We start from the raw sequence: 16,472 nt of genomic DNA, 5'->3' as shown, positions 1-16,472 counted from the left end.
GCGGCCGTTCACTCGTTTCGTTCATTCATTCCGGCGCCAGGCGTCGGCCAGCGAGAATTTGGTCGTCGCCCCGCCATCCACGATCAAGGTCTGGCCGTTAAAGCCGTTGGACCGTTCGCCGGCAAGGAAACTTATCGCCTCGGCGACCTCTTCCGGCCGGACCATCCGTCCCATGGGATGGGCCTTGAGCACGTTCGCCAGAACCTCCGGCGTCTGCGCGCTGCCGTGAACCGTTTCGATGGACCGCCGGAGGAACTCCGTGTCGACATAGCCCGGCGCGACCGCGTTGGCGCGAATGCCCTGGCCGCCGTGATCGACCGCCAGCCCGCGGACGAGCGCCGTCAATCCGGACTTCGCCGTCAGATAGGCCAAACGGTCGCACGGCGTCGTGAAGGCCCAGATCGTCGAGACGAACACCAGAGAGCCTCCGCCGCCGGCGATCATCACCGGCAAGGCCCTTTTCGCCGCAAGGAACGGCGCGCGCAGGTTGAGCCGGAAACAGGAATCCCAGTCCTCGCTGGTGAGTTCGAGCGCGTTGCCGGGGTAGGCCCGGCCCGCGGCGAAGACGAGCGTGTCGATGCGCCCATGCCGGTGGGCGGCCGCGTCGATGAAGCCGTTCAGGGCCGCTTCGTCCGCGACGTCGCAGACGGCCCCGTCGATCCGCAGATCAGCCCGGCGCCCCTCCTCGCACAGGGCATCGACGTCCTTCCGGTCCCGACTGCAGGCGAAGACCTCGAAACCGTCCCGAGCCAAGGCCAGCGATGCGGCCCGTCCCATTCCCTTCGTTCCGCCGACCACCACGGCAACGGATGGGGTTGCACGATCCTCGCTTCTCATCGGATGTCCTCTTTTGTCGCCGGATCGGGTCGCTAGACCGGATTGAAGCACCGGAATTCGTGATCGTCGCCGAACACGGTGACCTCGGGCCGGACCTCGTGGCATTTGCCGAGCGCGCGCGGGCAGCGGTTCGCGAAATTGCAGCCCTTCGCGCTCCGCTTGGCCTCGTCCGCCACCGGGGCCTGTCCCTTGCGCGCGTTCATCAGCATCGTCGTGTACGGATGGCGCGGGCTGTCCATGACCTGATCGACGGGGCCGAGTTCGACGATCCGGCCGAAATACATCACCGCGACGCGGTCGGCGAGAAACTGCGCGACGCCGAGATCGTGCGTGATGAAGACGAACGCGATCTTTTCCGAACGGTTCAGCGACTTGATCAGATTGAGGATCTGGGCGCGCACGGAGACGTCGAGCTTCGACACCGCCTCGTCGGCGACGATCAGGCGCGGCGACAAGGCCAGGGCGCGCGCGATGGCGGCGCGCTGCAACTGGCCACCGGACATCTCGTGCGGGTGGCGCTGAGCGAAGCCCGCGTTGAGACCAACCCGGCTCAGCAGCTCGGCGACCCGTTCGACGATGGTTTCCTCGGACAGCTTCCGATGCAAGCGCAGCGGCAGCGCGATCGAGGACCCGACGGTGAAGCGCGGGTTGAACGAGGACAGGGGATCCTGGAACACCATCTGCAGATCGTGCGCGTCCTGACGGCGCGGCGCTGCGGCCTTCGGGGGTTCGGCCTTGATGCTCCCGGAGGTCAGCGGGTGGAGACCGAGCATCGCCTTGCCGAGCGTGGTCTTGCCCGAGCCGGATTCCCCGAGAAGCGCGATGATTTCCCCTTCCTTCACGTCGAGCGAAATGTCGTCGAGGACGCGGAGGTCGCGCTTGGCGCCCCAGGCCTTGCCGATCTTGAATTCGAGAACGGCGTCGCGAATGCGGATGAGCGGAGAGGCGCCCACCGGCATCGCGTCGATCGCGTTATGCAGCATGATTGAAACACCTTACGCTGTGGCCAGCCTCCACCGTGCGCTCGGTCGGCTCCGCGGCCGTGCAACGGTCGGTCACCTGGGGGCAGCGCGCCGAAAAGGCGCAGCGCTTCGCCCAACTCGTGGCGCCCGGCTCGCCCTTGATCTCATAGAGCGCCGCGTCGCGCTTCTCCAGGGAGCGCGCGGTCGCCAGCAGGCCCGCCGTGTAGGGATGCGCCGGCCGTTCGAGGATCCGCTCCGTCGGGCCGATCTCGACGATGCGGCCGCTGTACATGACCGCAACCCGGTCGCACAGATGCCGCGCGACGGTCAGGTCGTGCGTGACGAACAGGACGCCCGTGTCGTGTTGCCGCTGCTGGCTCCGGATGAGTTCCAGGATCTGGCGTTCCACGAGATTGTCGAGATTGGTCGTGGGCTCGTCGGCGATCACCAGTTTCGGGTTCAGTCCGAACACCATCGCGATCAGCACGCGCTGCAGCATCCCGCCGGACAGCTGGTGCGGATAGGACGCCATGGTGCGTTCCGGCTCCCGGATGTTGACCTGCTTCAGAAGGTCGGCGGCCACCTCCTTCAGGTCCCCGGGCCTCAGGTCCCCGGATGGCCCGGCGGAATGGCGGCCCAGTGCCTTCACGATGTGCCAGCCGATGGTCTTCGCGGGGTTGAACGAGCCCACGGGGTCCTGGAAGATCATCGCCAGATCGGCGCCGCGAAGGCGTTGCATGTCCTTGGCGCCGACCTCGGCCAGCGACCGGCCGTTGTAGGTCAGTTCCGCCGCCTCCACATGGGCGTTGTCGGGCAGGAGCTGGAGAACGCTCAGTCCCGTCACCGTCTTCCCCGATCCGGACTCGCCGATGAGGCCCAACACCTCGCCCTTGTTCAGATCGAAGGAGACGCCTTTGACGACCTCGGATCTCCGATCGCCCGAGCCGAAGGAGGTTCTCAGGTCACGCACGCGCAGAAGGGGAGTCGGCATCACGACAGGCGCTCCTTCAGTTTCGGATCGGTCAGGTCCCTCAGGCCGTCGCCCAGGAGATTCAGGCCGAGAAGGGCGATGGAAATGGCCAGGCCCGTCATGGTGAGCACCCAGGGGGCGGTGTTGAAGTATTCGCGCCCATCCGACATCACGAGCCCGAGGGACGGGGCCGGCGGCTGGACGCCCAGGCCGAGAAAGCTGACACCCGCTTCGATGACGATGCCGAAGGCGACGCCGATCGTCGCCTGCACCAGGAGCGGCGACAGGGCGTTGGGCAACAGTTCCCGCAGCAGGATCGAATGGGTGGGCTGGCCGAACAGCTTCGCCGCCTGCACCCACGGCTCCTGCACGATGAGCTGCGCCAGATTGCGCGCGAGCCTCACGAAGATCGGCAGGTAGATCAACGCGATCGCAAGCGCGACGTTGAAGACGCCATAGCCCAGGACCACCATCAGGAACAGCGCCAGGACGAAGCTGGGGAACGAGAACAGCAGGTCGGACGCCTTCATCAGCACGTTGCTGACGAACCCCGGCCGGTAGGCGATGAACAGGCCGATCATCGACCCCAGAACGGCGGCGATGCCGACGCCCGAGATGGAAATCAGAAGGGACAGCCTGGCTCCATAAAGGACCCGCGTCAGGACGTCCCGTCCCATCGTGTCGGTGCCGAACGGATGGGCGAGGCTCGGCGGCGCCAGCATGGCCATGACGTCCATGGCGTCCCCGTCATAGGGGGAGATCATCGGCCCGAAGATGACGGCGAAGGCGACCAGAACCGAAATGATTGCCCCGGTCAATGCAGTCTTGTTTGCGGCAAGCCGCTTCAGCACAGGGATCATCGCATCCTCGGGTTCAGCATGGTGCAGATCAGGTCGACGACGATGTTCACGAGCAGGACGATCAGCAGGAACGTGAGGGCGCAGGCCTGAATGATCGGATAGTCCCGCCCGAAGGCGGCGTCGATCATAAGGGATCCCACGCCGTTGATGCCGAAGATGCGTTCGATGACCACCGTGCCGCCGAGCAGGTAGCGGACCTGAAGGCCGATGACGGTGACGAAGGGAATCAGCGCGTTGCGCAGGACATGGTGCAGGAAGATGAAGCTTGGGCCGTGCCCCAGCGATCGGGCGACACGCACATGGTCGCGGTGTGCGTTGTCGATCAGCGCGGAGCGCAGGATGCGCGTGAAGGAGGCCGCCATCGGCGCCGCGATGGCAAGCGCCGGCAGGAATCCGCTGAGAAGGGCGCCCCCCAGGGATTCCACCGGCGAGATGAAGCCGTAGGCCGGAAACCAGCCCAGGCCGAGCGCGAAGGCGTAGATGAGCACGTAGCCGATCCAGAAATCCGGCATGGAGATGCCGGCCGCCGCGATCGACGTTGCAACGGTGTCGATGATCTTCCCCCGGTTGAGCGCCGCCACGGTGCCAGCGATGAGGGAAATCAGCACCGCCAGGATGATGGCGTAGACACCGATGAAGAGCGTGTTGGGCAGCCGGTCGGCGAACAGCGAGTACACGGCCGTTCCGGAAGCGATCGACAGCGACTGTCCGAAATCTCCACGCAGGGCGTTTGCGACCCACAGCCCAAACTGAACGAGCAGAGGTTCATCGAGATTCCATCGCGCCCGAAAGGCCGCGATGGTTTCCGTGGAGGCGCCTTCGCCAAGGGCCGTCAAAGCCGGATCCCCGGGGGCGGCGCGCATGGCGAAAAACACCACGGCCGCCCCCATCAGGGCCAGAATCAACACCCCGGCGCTTCGCGTCACGACATGGCGTAGGAGTGCGAAAGCCATGTCAACCTCAGCCGAGCTGCAACTTGGCGAACTGATCGCCGTAGTTCGAATAGGGCAGCTGCGTGAAGCCCTTCAGGGCCGGAACCGACAGGTTGTGCACGTTCGAGTTGAAGCATGGGATCAGCGGCATGTCTTCCAGCATCAGGAGTTCCGCTTTGTGATAGACATCGCGGCGGACCGCCGGGTCGACCTCGCTGCGGCCTTTTTCAAGCAGGGTCTCGAACGCCGGGTTGTTGTACCCGTGGAAGTTGCGCGACCCGTCCTTCCCGAGCAGATCGCCCAGATACTCGTCCGCGTCGATGAAGCCGAGCCAGCCCCAGACCGCCGCCTGATAGTCGCCCGAACGCAGTCGACTGAAGACGGCGTTGCTTTCTCCCGCCTCGATCTGAATCTTCGTGCCGAGAACCTGATTGACCTGGATGACGAAGAATTCGCCGATCTTCCGCCACCATGTCGGACCCCAGATCAGGAGCTTGATCTCGGTGTCGGCCGGGTACTTCGCTTTGGCAAGCTCGGCCTTCGCCGCGGCCGGGTTGAAGCTCAGCAGCGATGGCACCGGCTGGCCGGGTTTGGCGATGGCCGGCGGAAGCAGGCCGGTGGCCGGGCTGCCCTCGCCGAAGACGACGGAGCGGACCATCGCCTGGCGATCGAACGCCATGGAGAGGGCACGGCGGAAATGCTGATCGTCGAACGGCGCCTTGCGGCCGTTCAAGCCGATGTAGCGGACGTTCAGGCCGGTCTGCTTGTAGACCTTGATCTTCGGGTCCTTGACGAGGTTTGGAATGGAAGCGAACGGCGCCGTCGAGGTCAGATCGATCTGCCCCCCTGCAGGGCCGTCAGTCCGCTGGATTCCTCGCCGATCAAGGGCATCGACACGGTCTGGAAGTTCGGCGCGCCGTCGAAGTAGTCCGGGAACGCCTCCAGCTTGACGCCGCTCCCGGTCTTCCACTCCTTGAGCATATAGGCGCCGGTGCCGACCGGATTGGCATCGAACTTGTCGCCCAGCCTCTCGACGGCCTTCCGCGGCACGATCTGCGTGCCCGTGCGGGTGTTGGCCAGATAGGTCAGGAGCGGCGCGAAAGGCGCATGGGTGATGATCCGAACCGTGTGGGCGTCCGGGGTTTCGATCGTCTTGATCGACGAAAGCTTGGCGCGGTTCGGCGAAGCCGTCTTTTCATCCAGCACGCGCTGCAGCGAGAACTTCACGTCGTCGGACGTCAGTTCGCTTCCATCGTGGAACTTCACGCCTTTGCGAAGCTTGAACTCAAGCGTGGTGGGATCGATGAAGGAATAGCTTTCGGCCAGATCGGGGACGATCTCCATCTTGTCGTTGAACTTGACAAGCGCGTTGAACACGGCCCAGACGACGTAACTTTCGGGCAGCTGCGTGACCTTCGCGGGATCGAACGTGTTGATGACCGTGTAGCCGGTGATCGCCGCGCGCAGCAGAGACGCCGGCGATTGTGACGTCGTCGATTGCGCCTGCGCGCGGAAGCTCATCGGCAGAGTGGCAGCCGCAGCGACCAAGGACAGCGCCTGCCGGCGATTGAAAGTAATCGGGCCCATTCTACGCCTCTCTGTTCTGCATGTTATTGATCGTTGACCGACCGAAGCAATGCGCTCAATGAAGTCTTTGGCCAGCGGCTCGCGGCGTCGAGCCAGCGACCGTTCAACACATCAGGCGGCGTTCGCACGGGTGTTCTCAAGGCAGTCGTTCAGCCGCTGCATCAGCGCGTGAGCCGAGGGTTCGCGCTCTACGTTGAAGATCCGGTCGACGAGATCGGCCGCCCCGCTCCCCGACATGCCGAGAAACTTTTCGGTGAGATCGGCGTCGCTCAGTCGGGAATGGTCCGTCCACGGATCGCCGAGGGCGAAATCGTCCTCGTCGCGGAATTCACCCCTCACCGTTCGGACGAGCACGCCGCCCGGCATGGTGCGGATCTGGTTGGCCTCCATCGTCCGGGCGAAGTCGTTGCCTCGTTCATGCGCGACCACACGGACCTTGTCCGCGATGCTCAGGGTGTCCGGGTCCGTGACGCTCTCGGCGTCCAGCCATTTCGGCCCCGCCGCGACACCACGAACAAGCATGGCGACCATATGGGGATAGCTAAAGCTGCGGCTGGCGAAGGTGCGCGGCAGAGGCTTGGTAAACCGGGGCGAAGCCGCCATCGGACCGGTCTCGATCACGACCTCCTCGATCTCGCCCGGGGCGATGGTCTCGCGCCGGAGAATGCGTGCGAGCGACGTCAGGGGATAGTGGGTGAAGCGGCACGTCGGCCAGGGCTTGTACGTGGCGTTGGAAATCAGCCAGTTCGTCCCAAGTCCGCTCGTCAGACTCCCCTCGTCGAAGGTCTGCACCCCGCACATCCGGGCGAGGCCGTAGGGGCCATCGAGCGCATCGGTGAAACCTGTCGAACCGGCCTCGACGGACAGCACCGCGAAGACCCCCGCGACGGCGCACCAACCGGCGTCACAATATTTGCAGTTGGGCAGGTCGACTGCGTTGGACCACAGCGCCCCCGCGGGCAGGGGGCTGTTCGAGACGGCCAGCCCGATCGCCTGGGCAAACTGGCGCTCGTCCAGTCGCGCGACCGCGGCGGCGGCCCCCATGGCGGCAAGCACGACCGGCGCCGCCACGCCCCAAACCTTCGAGAAGCCTTTCACTTGGCCGTCGACCACCTCGGTCATCGGACCGATGTAGGTCGCGATCCGCGCCCCCAGTTCGTAGCCCACGATGACGGCGTGCAGAACATCGTCGCCCGAGGCGCCACGCTCCTCGGCCGTCGCCAGAGCGGCCGCCACCGCGGCCACGCCGAAATGAACACCGACCGGAAAGGTTTCGTCGAAATCAAGCGCGTTGGCAATTCGTGCGTTGCCGTAGACCGCGGAAATCAACGTGGTGTTGCCCTGCCCGACGAGCGTGCTGCCCCCGGACGCCAGCCGCTGCCCAAGCAAGAGCGCTAGTCTGTCGGACGTCGGCGCGATTTCGCAGGCCCGCCCACCGGCGAGACAACCCAACGTATCGAGAAGGATGCGCTTGGCCTCATGACGCACCTCGGTCGGCGCATCCTTGAGCTGGAACTCCGAGAAGAAGCGTGAGACCGCTGCGGTTGTGGTCGGCATCGTTCGTTCCGTGAGAAATGGAGGTGAACGATATTCAGGGATGCGCATAAAATCAAATGCGCTGCTATCGATTCCGTATGCGTTTATGTTATATAGTCACCACCAGCTGCGTGATCGGCGGAACAGGGAATGGGCATCGTTACATCAGACCGTCGCAAACCTGGGGTGACCAGAGGTCGCGACGACAGGCCGGACACATGGATGCACCCGACCAACCGTCAACACGAATTCGCCCCTTGCGCCGAGAGGGCCGTCCACACATGAGGCGATTCCACGCGCCCCGCCGGGGAGCTTCTCGCATAAACCGCCCGCATTTCGCATGATCCGGTCTGCAAAACGGGGCCAAGCAGGGCGTTAGAATCCCTGGAATCCGGCTTTTCACACGAACTACCCGACAACGGCAACAAACGCGGGGCGATCGCCGCCCGCCGTCAATCTTTGCAATGGAACCCTGCGGCGATGATCAAGCCATCGCAGTTGTTGAAACAGAAAATTTCCGGGCAAGATCAATGAGTGCTTTGAACGCGGCAGACGGGTGTCGCCGACTGGGATAGTAGAGGCAAAGCTGCTCCAGTGGCGGGGTCCAGTCTTCGAGAATGCGAACGAGGCGGCCGGCGGCTAGGTCGCCTTGAACATCGGACTCCATGAAGAAACCGATCCCCATTTCCTCCAGCACCGCCATGCGGGCGAGGCTGGCCTCGTCCAGGGTGATCGGGCCGTCCACGTCGATCTGGATCGGCTGTCCCCCCTTCTCGAACTGCCACCGATAAAGCGCTCCATTGGGCAGCCTCACGCGGATGCACGGATGGGACAGCAGGTCGGAGGGCGACCTTGGCTGGCCCCGGGTGCGGAAATAGCCCGGTGATGCAACCACCGCATAGCGGCGGTGCGGACCGAGCGGCACCGCGATCATGTCGCTGGGGACGAGGTCCGCGGTGCGGATGCCGAGATCGAAACCGTCCGCGACGATGTCGACGAGCCGGCCTTCGGTGACGAGATCGACATGGACCTGCGGATAGAGTCGCAGGAACTGGAGCAGGAGGGGAAGGATCTCACGCGCGGCTGCGGCAAAGCTGTTGATCCGCAAGGTGCCCGATGGCGTATCCTGCTGCGACTGGGCGTTTTCCATCGCCTCATGGATGTCCTGGAGCGCGGGACTGATTTTATCCACGAACTGCCGCCCGGCGTCGGTCAGGGAGACGCTCCGGGTCGTGCGATTGAACAGTCGGACGCCGAGTTGACGTTCCAGCTTCCCGATGACGTTGCTTAGTGCGGTGGTCGACAGGCCAAGTTCCAAGGCCGCTGCCCGGAACGATCCACGCCGCGCAATGGCGAGAACAGCATCAAATTCGATCAGACCGTGTTTCGACATTGTCCCGCTTTTCGCAATACCGCATGCTGATTTACCCCGATTATCGTGATTGATGTTTGGCTCTAAATCAACCTTGCAACGTCAAGGAGCCGAGCGATGTCGATCGAACTGCCCAAACCCATAGCCGACTATGTCGAGGCTAATGCACAACTCGATGTGGACGGCATGCTGACGCCTTTTGCCGCCGACGCGGTCCTCTTGGACAACGGAAAACGTCACAACGGCCACGCCGAGCTGCGAACCTTGTTTGAAGACGAGGTGATTGCGGTCAAGGCCATCTTCACGCCGGACACTGTTCGCGACGAGAACGGGCAAGTCGTGGTCGAAGGCCCTGCCCATGGCGACTTCAAGGGCAGCCCGATCCGCTTCACCTATCGCTTCACGCTCGAACACGACGCGATCAAAGCCTTGGAGATCACGGTATGAACATCAAGGCTGATCCAACTGAGTTCGCGGGGAAACGAGTGCTCGTCAGCGGCGGCACCAAGGGCTTGGGCCGCGCTACCGTCGATCGCTTCCTGGCCGGTGGCGCCCAGGTGATCACCGCCGCCCGCGGAACTCCACAGCCGATCAACGGCGTCGAGTTCGTCCAGGCAGACCTGACGACAGCCGAGGGCGGGGCAACCCTGGCCAAGGCGGCGCTCGAGCGTATGGGCGGCATCGACATCCTCGCTCATGTGATCGGCGGCTCGGCCTCGCCGGGCGGCGGCTTTCTTGCCCTGACAGAAGATCACTGGCTCGCCGAACTGAACCTTAACCTTTTGGCCACTGTCCGCCTTGATCGCCTCTTGGCTCCGCAGATGATGGAACGGGGTGCCGGCGCGATTGTGCATATCACGTCCATCCAATCGATCCTGCCGCTTCCCGAATCGACCACTGGCTACGCCGCCGCAAAGGCTGCGCTCAGGACCTACAGCAAGTCGATCTCCAAGGAGCTGGGACCGAAGGGCGTGCGGGTCAACGCCGTCTCCCCCGGCTGGATCATGACCGAGTCGTCCGTCGACTTTCTGAAGCGTCTGCAGGCCGCCAATGGCGGAACGATCGAGGAGGCGCGGCAAGCTGTCCTTGATGCTCTGGGTGGGATCCCGATCGGGCGTGCGGCCAAGCCCGATGAGGTTGCCGATCTCATTGCCTATCTGGCCTCGGATCGCGCCGCCGCGATCCACGGCGCCGAGTTTATCATCGACGGCGGCACCGTTCGGACTGTCTGAGGTCATCACCCCGACGTTCGGCCTCCGTGGGGGGCGTCGGGAAGCAGCGGGTCCTGTGGCGCAGGCATGACGCTCCCGGCCACCGGCTTTGCCCACGCCTGGATCGACCACAGGATCGGTTGGGGCGCATCATCCTCGCACTGCCCTCACCCTGCACCATCGTGCGCCCCGCTCATCAATGTGCGTCGGGGGACGTCCAGCCGCCGATATGCGCGTAAACGGAATCCCGCAGTTGCGCGATCTCGCGGTTGAGCTTCGCCAAGGCGGCGGGCGACTGTCCGGAGGCGTGGAGCAGCGTATCGCCCAGGCAGCCGGCCCTGGAGCGCAGATCCATTCCCTTGGCCGTCAGCGACACGATCACCTGCCTCTCGTTGGTCGGGTTGCGCGTGCGCTGGATCAGCTCCGCAGCCTCGAGGCGTTTGAGCAGGGGCGTCAGCGTGCTGGACTCAAGGGCGAGCTGCTGGGCGATGCTCCCCACCGTCTGTCCGTCCTCCCGCCACAGGATGTTGAGGACGAGATACTGCGGATAGGTGAGGCCAAGGGCGTCCAGCAGCGGCTTGTAGGCCCGCTGGATGGCGATGCCGGCCGAGTAGATCGCGAAGCAGAGCTGATCCTCCAGCGGCACCGGCGGGTTGTTCTCGTTCGACACAGGCTGGCTCCCTTCGCAGCGCATCTTCCACCGACATATATCGCGATAAAATTTCCTGGACAAGGAGATGCGCCGGCGGTACACACAGTTATCGCAATAACAATTATCGCAATCAAGCAGAGGCAAGCATGAAGAACACGCTTCGGACCCTGATCCTAGCCGCGTCAGTCGTCACGCTCCCGGTGTCGATCGCGCAGGCGCAGCCGACCAGCCATTCCGTCGATCGGGCGGTCGTCAGGAACATCGTCCTCGTCCATGGCGCCTTCGCCGACGGATCGGGATGGCGGAAGGTCTATGAGGACCTGACCAACCGGGGATACCGGGTCACGATCGTCCAGAACCCGCTCACCTCCTTCGAAGACGATGTGGCGGCCACGCGGCGGGCGCTCGACAGGCAGGACGGCCCCGCCGTTCTGGTCGGCCACAGCTGGGGCGGCACGGTCATCACCGAAGCCGGTGTCCATCCCAAGGTGCGTGGTCTGGTCTATGTGTCCGCCCTGTCGCCCGACGCCGGCGAAACCACGGCGCAGCAGTATGACGGCTATACGACACCGCCCGAGTTCGTCATCGAGACGAGCGGGGACGGCTTCGGCTTCATCAAGCCGGAGAATTTCGCCGCCGGCTTCGCGGCGGATGCGACGAAGGCCGACGTCGATTTCCTGACGGCGTCGCAGGTTCCGATCAACATGGCGAGCTTCGGCGTGACGCTCCGGCATGCCGCCTGGCGGACCAAGCCCAGCTGGGCGGTGATCGCGACGGAGGACAAGGCTTTCGATCAGCGGATGCTCCAGGACATGGCCAAACGCATCGGTGCGAAGGTCACGAACGTCCCGGCCAGCCATGCCGTCTACGTCACGCGGGCGGAGGTGGTCGCGACGGTGATCGACGACGCGGCCCAGCAGTCGGGCGCGGTTTCGCCCTAGGCCCCGGTCCCGTCGGACCATTCTCTCCGCTCATCACAAGGTCCATGCCATGAACCATTCCATTTCCGGCGGTTCCGAGGAGTTCAACCGGCGCGTCCGTGACAACCAGACGCAACGACTCGCCAACCTCAAGCCGGCCTATGACTTCATCGTCTGCGGTGCCGGCGCATCGGGATCCGTGATCGCACGCCGCCTGGCTGAGAATGCCGATTGCTCCGTGCTCCTCATCGAAGCGGGGGGCAGCGACGAGGATGAGGCGGTGCTGAATCCGTCGTTGTGGCCCACCAACCTCGGCGGTCGGCGCGACTGGGGGTTCCAGGCGGAGCCGAACCCGCATCTGGGTGGCCGCACGCTTCCCATGTCCATGGGCAAGGGGCTCGGCGGCGGGTCGAGCATCAATGTCATGGTGTGGGCAAGGGGCCATCGCGCCGACTGGGATCACTTCGCGGACCAGTCCGGCGATGCCGGCTGGAGCTATGAGGCGGTTCTCGGCATCTACCGACGCATCGAGAACTGGCGGGGTGCGCCGGACCCGCATTACCGCGGCAACTCCGGACCGGTGTGGGTGCAGCCTGCCCAGAACCCGAGTCCGATCGCCGACGCTCTGCTCAGCGCGGCCGGGTCCCTCGGCATCCCGCGCCACGACAGCCCCAATGGCCGGATGATGGAAACCGCGGGAGGCGTGGCCTACACCGACATGCTCGTGCGGGATGGACGGCGCAACTCGCTCTACCGCGCCTATGTCCATCCTGTGGCCGATCGACCGAACCTCACGATCCTGACGGACACGCTCGTGCGCCGCGTGCTCCTCGACGGGACGACGGCGACCGGCGTCGAGGTCGAACGGGACGGCCGGATTCGGTCGATCACGGCAGGCTCGGAGGTCATCCTGTCCACCGGCGCCATCAACACGCCCAAGCTGCTCATGCTGTCCGGGATCGGCGACCGGAGCCAGCTTGACCGGCACGGCATTCCGGTCGTGCGCCATCTGCCCGGCGTCGGCCGCGGCCTGCAGGATCATGTGTCGTTCGGCTGCACCTGGGAGTACCGGGAGCCGATCGCTCCGCGCGCCAGTGGAAGCGAGGCGACGCTCTACTGGACAAGCCGCCCCGGCTTGGAGGCGCCGGACCTTCTGTTCTGCCAGGTCGAATTCCCCGTTCCCAGCGAGCGCACGGCGGCGCGCGGCGTCCCCGATCACGGGTGGACGATGTTCGCAGGCTTGGCGCAGCCCCACAGCCGTGGCGAGGTGCGGCTGCGGTCGGCGGACCCGGCCGTGGCGCCTGTGGTCGATCCCAACATGCTGTCCGACCCGCGGGACCTGGAAACGGCACGCGCCTGCGTGCGGCTGTGCCGCGAGATCGGGAACGATGCGGCTTTCGCGCCCCATGTCCGGCGCGAGGCGATCCCTGGGGCGGGGGCGGCGATCGACGATCAATTCCTCCGTGACGCGGCGGTGACCTATTGGCACCAATGCGGGACGGCTCGGATGGGCATGGATGACCGGTCGGTCGTCGACGCGTCGCTGGCGGTCCACGGCATCGACCGGCTGCGCGTCGCGGACGGCTCGATCCTCCCGAGGGTGACGACGGGCAACACACAAGCACCGTGCGCGATCGTGGGCGAGCGTGCCGCTGACATCCTGCAGCGGCGGCACGGGGTGTAGACGCTTTTCATCAACCCACGGGCTATACGTTGCATGTTGAGCGTCCGACTGGCCGAGGGTTGGCGGACATACCGTAGACCAGTTTCGGATGTCCGCTTCAGGGCAGAAGGTCACTCAAGCTGCAGCCGGAATAGGGGCGGGCTCGCCCGCCTTGATGCTGTCGCGAAAAGGCATGTAATGATTGATTTTTTTGTCGGTGCTGCCGAACGTGTACGCTCAAAATTACACCCGGCCCTTCCCGTATTTACAGCTTTAGCGCTGTCCGCTTGTGCAGAGCCGCCGCGAATGGCGACTGCAACTCTTATCCATCCCAGAGCACCATGGTTTCTAGCAGGGTGCGGAAAAACGAACATATTCCGGCCTTTTTCCTCCGCTGAGGCTGAGAATGCGGGTTTCAGCGGGCGATTTGGTCGGGACGGAGCGTTTTTCCTCGCTCCGAGGCTCCCAGAACCGCCGTTCAGGCGGATTGCGGGCGTGATTATGCCGCAGCCAGCAGCTTGGGCAGGCGGATCAGGTTGTAAGCGGTGGCGGTTAGGGTGAACATCCAACCGACACGGGCTGCTCCGCAATGGCGCGTCTTGCGCAAGCCGGCTCCCTTGATCCAGCCAAAGACCTCTTCGATCCGCTTGCGGACCCGCAGGCTGACGGCGTAGCCGGGATGGCGGGTGGTCCGGCCGTCGATCGCCGAGCGGCGGTTGCTGGTATTTCGGGCAACATGCGGAGCCACGCCCAAGTCGCGCATGTCCGCCACGAAATCCTTGGTGTCGTAGGCCTTGTCAGCGCCGACCGTGATGCGGTGGCGGCCGGGGATGGCCTCGATCATGGCCACCGCCGCCGCACGTTCGGCCAGGCCGCTGGCCGCGGTGAGCCGCACGTCCACCACCAGGGCGTGGCGGTTCTCCATCAGCGCGTGGCCCATGAAGGCCAGCTTCGCCGGCTGGCCGTTGCCCTTGCGGTAGAGCCGCGCCTCGGGATCGCTGGTCGAGGCATGCGTCTCGTTGGACCGCTTCTCGCCATGGAAGTCGCGCTCGCCGTTGCGCCCCGGCCCCGGCGGCTCGCCGCTGCCGTCTTTGGGCCGGAAGCTCTTCACCGACGCCCAGGCTTCGATCAGCGTGCCGTCCACCGAGAAATGCTCGTCCGACAGCAGCGCCTTGACCTTCGGCTGACCCAGCACGGTCGCCAGGAACTTGGCCGCCACATCGCCGGCCAGAAGACGCTCGCGGTTCTTGGTGAACACGGTGACGTCCCACACCGGGGCGTCCATGGACAGGCCGACGAACCAGCGGAACAGCAGGTTGTAATCGAGCTGCTCCATCAACTGGCGTTCCGAGCGCACCGAGTAGAAGGCCTGGAGCAGCAGCGCCCGCAGCAGCTTCTCCGGCGGGATCGAGGGGCGCCCGATCTTGGAGTACAGCCCCTCGAACGCCGGCGACATCACCTCCAGCGCCTCGTCCACGATGGCCCGGATCGCTCGCAGCGGGTGGTTGGCTGGAACCCGCGCCTCGCAGCTCACGTAGCTGAACAGACCCTCGCTGCGTTCGTCCGAACCCCGCATCGTCCCCTCGTCGGTCGCGTTCTTCTCAACCGAAAAGAATCACGACCAACCGCCCGTGCACAGCCCTTTTTCCGCACCCTGCTAGTTGCGGATGAGCCAACCCTCATTGTTCTTCGGCTTAAGACCATGATCGCTGCATGCCGGAAAGATTTCTTAGATCAGGGGCCAATGGAGGGACAGGAGCTACCGGACGGTGCGAGGCATCTCGTCATCGACAGCACAATCCCCCTGAGAATCGGATATCTGATGATCCGCAATACGCCCCGTGGCAGCGAAGTCAGCGTAGAAGGACAAAGGCTGTTAGCTGACTTCGCACAACTCCGGCGCTGGGCAGAAGGTGTCAAGGAGTGCTGAGTGCTGTCGCGAAAGGGCGCGAATTCCTATAGCATGTTGGCCAGCTCATCCAGACCTCGCCTCACACTGTGACCGATGTGGGTGCGATCCTTATGCGGTGATCCTGGGTGCGAAGCGTCACGGTGCGCTTGAGAGCGCCATCACGGAGCTGCGTCAAATTGTACCCTGGTGTGAAGGCTGCTCAACCACCGGTTTTAATATCGGCAACAGACGTCTATAAAACAATAATCCATGTCGGCTGTTCTTTTTTTCTTCTCCATTTTGTGTAATTGTTCCACCACAGCATGCGCTTGAAGCGGTGGGGTGGGGCATCTCAATGAGCTACTCTGACAATATGATCGAAATGGTCTTCAAAACGAGCGCCACCGGGCAACGGATATATTACCCGTTTGGGGCGTTCGGGCGTGGACGCATTCTGTCAAGCGAGAGAGAGGAGAAAAAATTAAAGAAAATTTTGTTTTGGGGTGTTATAATTCTTTCTCCTGCAGCGTTCTTTATATTAAGAGCAAATTCTTCTTTTATGGTAAAATTTTTTCTCATTTCTGCGCTTTTTACGGTAGCGAACACCATTTCGTACTTACCAGTGAGAGGTAATCAGATTTCAGATGAACGAATAACATTTTCTGAGTTATGGCAAAGATCCTGGCGAGATCTAGTTTATGGATCTGGCAGAAATTTTCTTTGGTTTTTCTTTTTGGTTTGCGTCATTCTGGCGGTTATCGGTGTGGCTGCTGTGTTCATTGGTCATGGGAATCTTTGGCCACGCCTCGCGCTTCTTGGCGGTTCAGTGCTTTCGGCCGCAAGCAGTCTCGCCTTGCTGTTGAAGACCCGCCAAGCTGGCCGGTAGCGACTTGCCGATCACGGATGCCGGCCATCCCCATCAGCCCCTGAAGATGCGTTTGGGAAGGAAGGATGGCGGACACACCGTAAGCCAATTTCAGCCGTCCGCTTCAGGGCAGAAGCTCACTCAAGCTGCGTCGGAAAGGGGCGGGCTCACCCGCCCTGGTGCTGTCGCGAAAGGGCGCAGAAAAGAGCGTTGG

General features: G+C 63.8%; 14 protein-coding genes and 1 pseudogene. 5 read left to right on the top strand and 10 right to left on the bottom strand.

Going from position 1 to position 16,472, the window contains the following annotated elements:
• Positions 1 to 21: 21 nt before the first annotated feature.
• From D3869_RS30190 to D3869_RS30150, 8 genes and pseudogenes are all read right to left on the bottom strand, one after another.
• The gene (locus D3869_RS30190; protein WP_175426681.1) at positions 22 to 837 is read right to left on the bottom strand and encodes an SDR family NAD(P)-dependent oxidoreductase; all 816 of its coding nucleotides are present in this window, start codon (positions 835 to 837) and stop codon (positions 22 to 24) included.
• 32 nt (positions 838 to 869) lie between these two features.
• Positions 870 to 1,820, bottom strand: coding sequence for an ABC transporter ATP-binding protein (locus D3869_RS30185; protein WP_137143323.1), 951 nt, complete (start codon positions 1,818 to 1,820; stop codon positions 870 to 872).
• Positions 1,810 to 2,790 (bottom strand): ABC transporter ATP-binding protein, encoded by a 981-nt coding sequence (locus D3869_RS30180; protein ID WP_137143322.1) that lies wholly within the window; start codon positions 2,788 to 2,790, stop codon positions 1,810 to 1,812. The genes D3869_RS30185 and D3869_RS30180 overlap by 11 nt, the downstream gene beginning before the upstream one ends.
• Positions 2,790 to 3,629, bottom strand: a complete 840-nt coding sequence (locus D3869_RS30175) for an ABC transporter permease (protein WP_137106629.1) — start codon at positions 3,627 to 3,629, stop codon at positions 2,790 to 2,792. The genes D3869_RS30180 and D3869_RS30175 overlap by 1 nt, the downstream gene beginning before the upstream one ends.
• On the bottom strand, positions 3,626 to 4,582 hold the full coding sequence (locus D3869_RS30170; RefSeq protein WP_137143321.1) for an ABC transporter permease: 957 nt from the start codon (positions 4,580 to 4,582) through the stop codon (positions 3,626 to 3,628). Before D3869_RS30170 ends, D3869_RS30175 begins: the two co-directional genes overlap by 4 nt.
• 7 nt (positions 4,583 to 4,589) lie before the next feature.
• Positions 4,590 to 5,905 (bottom strand): annotated as a pseudogene (locus tag D3869_RS30165) (ABC transporter substrate-binding protein).
• A gap of 354 nt (positions 5,906 to 6,259) precedes the next feature.
• Complete coding sequence (locus D3869_RS30155; RefSeq protein WP_175426679.1) at positions 6,260 to 7,705, bottom strand: MmgE/PrpD family protein; 1,446 nt, start codon at positions 7,703 to 7,705, stop codon at positions 6,260 to 6,262.
• 463 nt (positions 7,706 to 8,168) lie between these two features.
• Positions 8,169 to 9,077, bottom strand: coding sequence for a LysR family transcriptional regulator (locus D3869_RS30150; RefSeq protein ID WP_137143317.1), 909 nt, complete (start codon positions 9,075 to 9,077; stop codon positions 8,169 to 8,171).
• 96 nt (positions 9,078 to 9,173) lie between these two features.
• On the opposite strand from D3869_RS30150, the gene D3869_RS30145 reads away from it, so the two are divergent.
• Both D3869_RS30145 and D3869_RS30140 read left to right on the top strand, forming a co-directional pair.
• Positions 9,174 to 9,503, top strand: a complete 330-nt coding sequence (locus D3869_RS30145) for a nuclear transport factor 2 family protein (RefSeq protein WP_137143316.1) — start codon at positions 9,174 to 9,176, stop codon at positions 9,501 to 9,503.
• The gene (locus D3869_RS30140; protein ID WP_137143315.1) at positions 9,500 to 10,288 is read left to right on the top strand and encodes an SDR family oxidoreductase; all 789 of its coding nucleotides are present in this window, start codon (positions 9,500 to 9,502) and stop codon (positions 10,286 to 10,288) included. Before D3869_RS30145 ends, D3869_RS30140 begins: the two co-directional genes overlap by 4 nt.
• Before the next feature lie 175 nt (positions 10,289 to 10,463).
• Here the strand turns inward: D3869_RS30140 and D3869_RS30135 are convergent, their stop codons facing one another.
• Positions 10,464 to 10,937 (bottom strand): MarR family winged helix-turn-helix transcriptional regulator, encoded by a 474-nt coding sequence (locus tag D3869_RS30135; RefSeq protein WP_137139955.1) that lies wholly within the window; start codon positions 10,935 to 10,937, stop codon positions 10,464 to 10,466.
• A 128-nt stretch (positions 10,938 to 11,065) separates the two neighbouring features.
• On the opposite strand from D3869_RS30135, the gene D3869_RS30130 reads away from it, so the two are divergent.
• Entirely contained in the window at positions 11,066 to 11,860 is a 795-nt protein-coding gene (locus tag D3869_RS30130; RefSeq protein WP_137143314.1) for an alpha/beta fold hydrolase, read from the top strand.
• A 49-nt stretch (positions 11,861 to 11,909) separates the two neighbouring features.
• A complete protein-coding gene (locus D3869_RS30125; RefSeq protein WP_137143313.1) occupies positions 11,910 to 13,523 on the top strand; it encodes a GMC family oxidoreductase in 1,614 nt (537 codons plus the stop codon).
• A 478-nt stretch (positions 13,524 to 14,001) separates the two neighbouring features.
• On the opposite strand, the gene D3869_RS30120 is transcribed toward D3869_RS30125, so the two are convergent.
• Complete coding sequence (locus D3869_RS30120; protein WP_137141134.1) at positions 14,002 to 15,078, bottom strand: IS5 family transposase; 1,077 nt, start codon at positions 15,076 to 15,078, stop codon at positions 14,002 to 14,004.
• A gap of 670 nt (positions 15,079 to 15,748) precedes the next feature.
• On the opposite strand from D3869_RS30120, the gene D3869_RS30115 reads away from it, so the two are divergent.
• Positions 15,749 to 16,279: a hypothetical protein gene (locus D3869_RS30115; protein ID WP_137143312.1), complete on the top strand. Its 531-nt coding sequence runs from the start codon at positions 15,749 to 15,751 to the stop codon at positions 16,277 to 16,279.
• Positions 16,280 to 16,472: the final 193 nt, after the last annotated feature.

Source organism: Azospirillum brasilense, from assembly GCF_005222205.1.
Taxonomy (GTDB): Bacteria; Pseudomonadota; Alphaproteobacteria; order Azospirillales; family Azospirillaceae; genus Azospirillum; species Azospirillum brasilense_G.
Note: the sequence above shows the minus strand (reverse complement) of the source record. Positions and strands in the feature narration are given on the sequence as shown.

Excerpts from the sequence above, each read along its gene's own strand:
- D3869_RS30190 (WP_175426681.1), bottom strand. The coding sequence starts at position 837 with ATGAGAAGCGAGGATCGTGCAACCCCATCCGTTGCCGTGGTGGTCGGC.
- D3869_RS30185 (WP_137143323.1), bottom strand. The coding sequence starts at position 1,820 with ATGCTGCATAACGCGATCGACGCGATGCCGGTGGGCGCCTCTCCGCTC.
- D3869_RS30180 (WP_137143322.1), bottom strand. The coding sequence starts at position 2,790 with ATGCCGACTCCCCTTCTGCGCGTGCGTGACCTGAGAACCTCCTTCGGC.
- D3869_RS30175 (WP_137106629.1), bottom strand. The coding sequence starts at position 3,629 with ATGATCCCTGTGCTGAAGCGGCTTGCCGCAAACAAGACTGCATTGACC.
- D3869_RS30170 (WP_137143321.1), bottom strand. The coding sequence starts at position 4,582 with ATGGCTTTCGCACTCCTACGCCATGTCGTGACGCGAAGCGCCGGGGTG.
- D3869_RS30155 (WP_175426679.1), bottom strand. The coding sequence starts at position 7,705 with ATGCCGACCACAACCGCAGCGGTCTCACGCTTCTTCTCGGAGTTCCAG.
- D3869_RS30150 (WP_137143317.1), bottom strand. The coding sequence starts at position 9,077 with ATGTCGAAACACGGTCTGATCGAATTTGATGCTGTTCTCGCCATTGCG.
- D3869_RS30145 (WP_137143316.1), top strand. The coding sequence starts at position 9,174 with ATGTCGATCGAACTGCCCAAACCCATAGCCGACTATGTCGAGGCTAAT.
- D3869_RS30140 (WP_137143315.1), top strand. The coding sequence starts at position 9,500 with ATGAACATCAAGGCTGATCCAACTGAGTTCGCGGGGAAACGAGTGCTC.
- D3869_RS30130 (WP_137143314.1), top strand. The coding sequence starts at position 11,066 with ATGAAGAACACGCTTCGGACCCTGATCCTAGCCGCGTCAGTCGTCACG.
- D3869_RS30125 (WP_137143313.1), top strand. The coding sequence starts at position 11,910 with ATGAACCATTCCATTTCCGGCGGTTCCGAGGAGTTCAACCGGCGCGTC.
- D3869_RS30120 (WP_137141134.1), bottom strand. The coding sequence starts at position 15,078 with ATGCGGGGTTCGGACGAACGCAGCGAGGGTCTGTTCAGCTACGTGAGC.
- D3869_RS30115 (WP_137143312.1), top strand. The coding sequence starts at position 15,749 with ATGAGCTACTCTGACAATATGATCGAAATGGTCTTCAAAACGAGCGCC.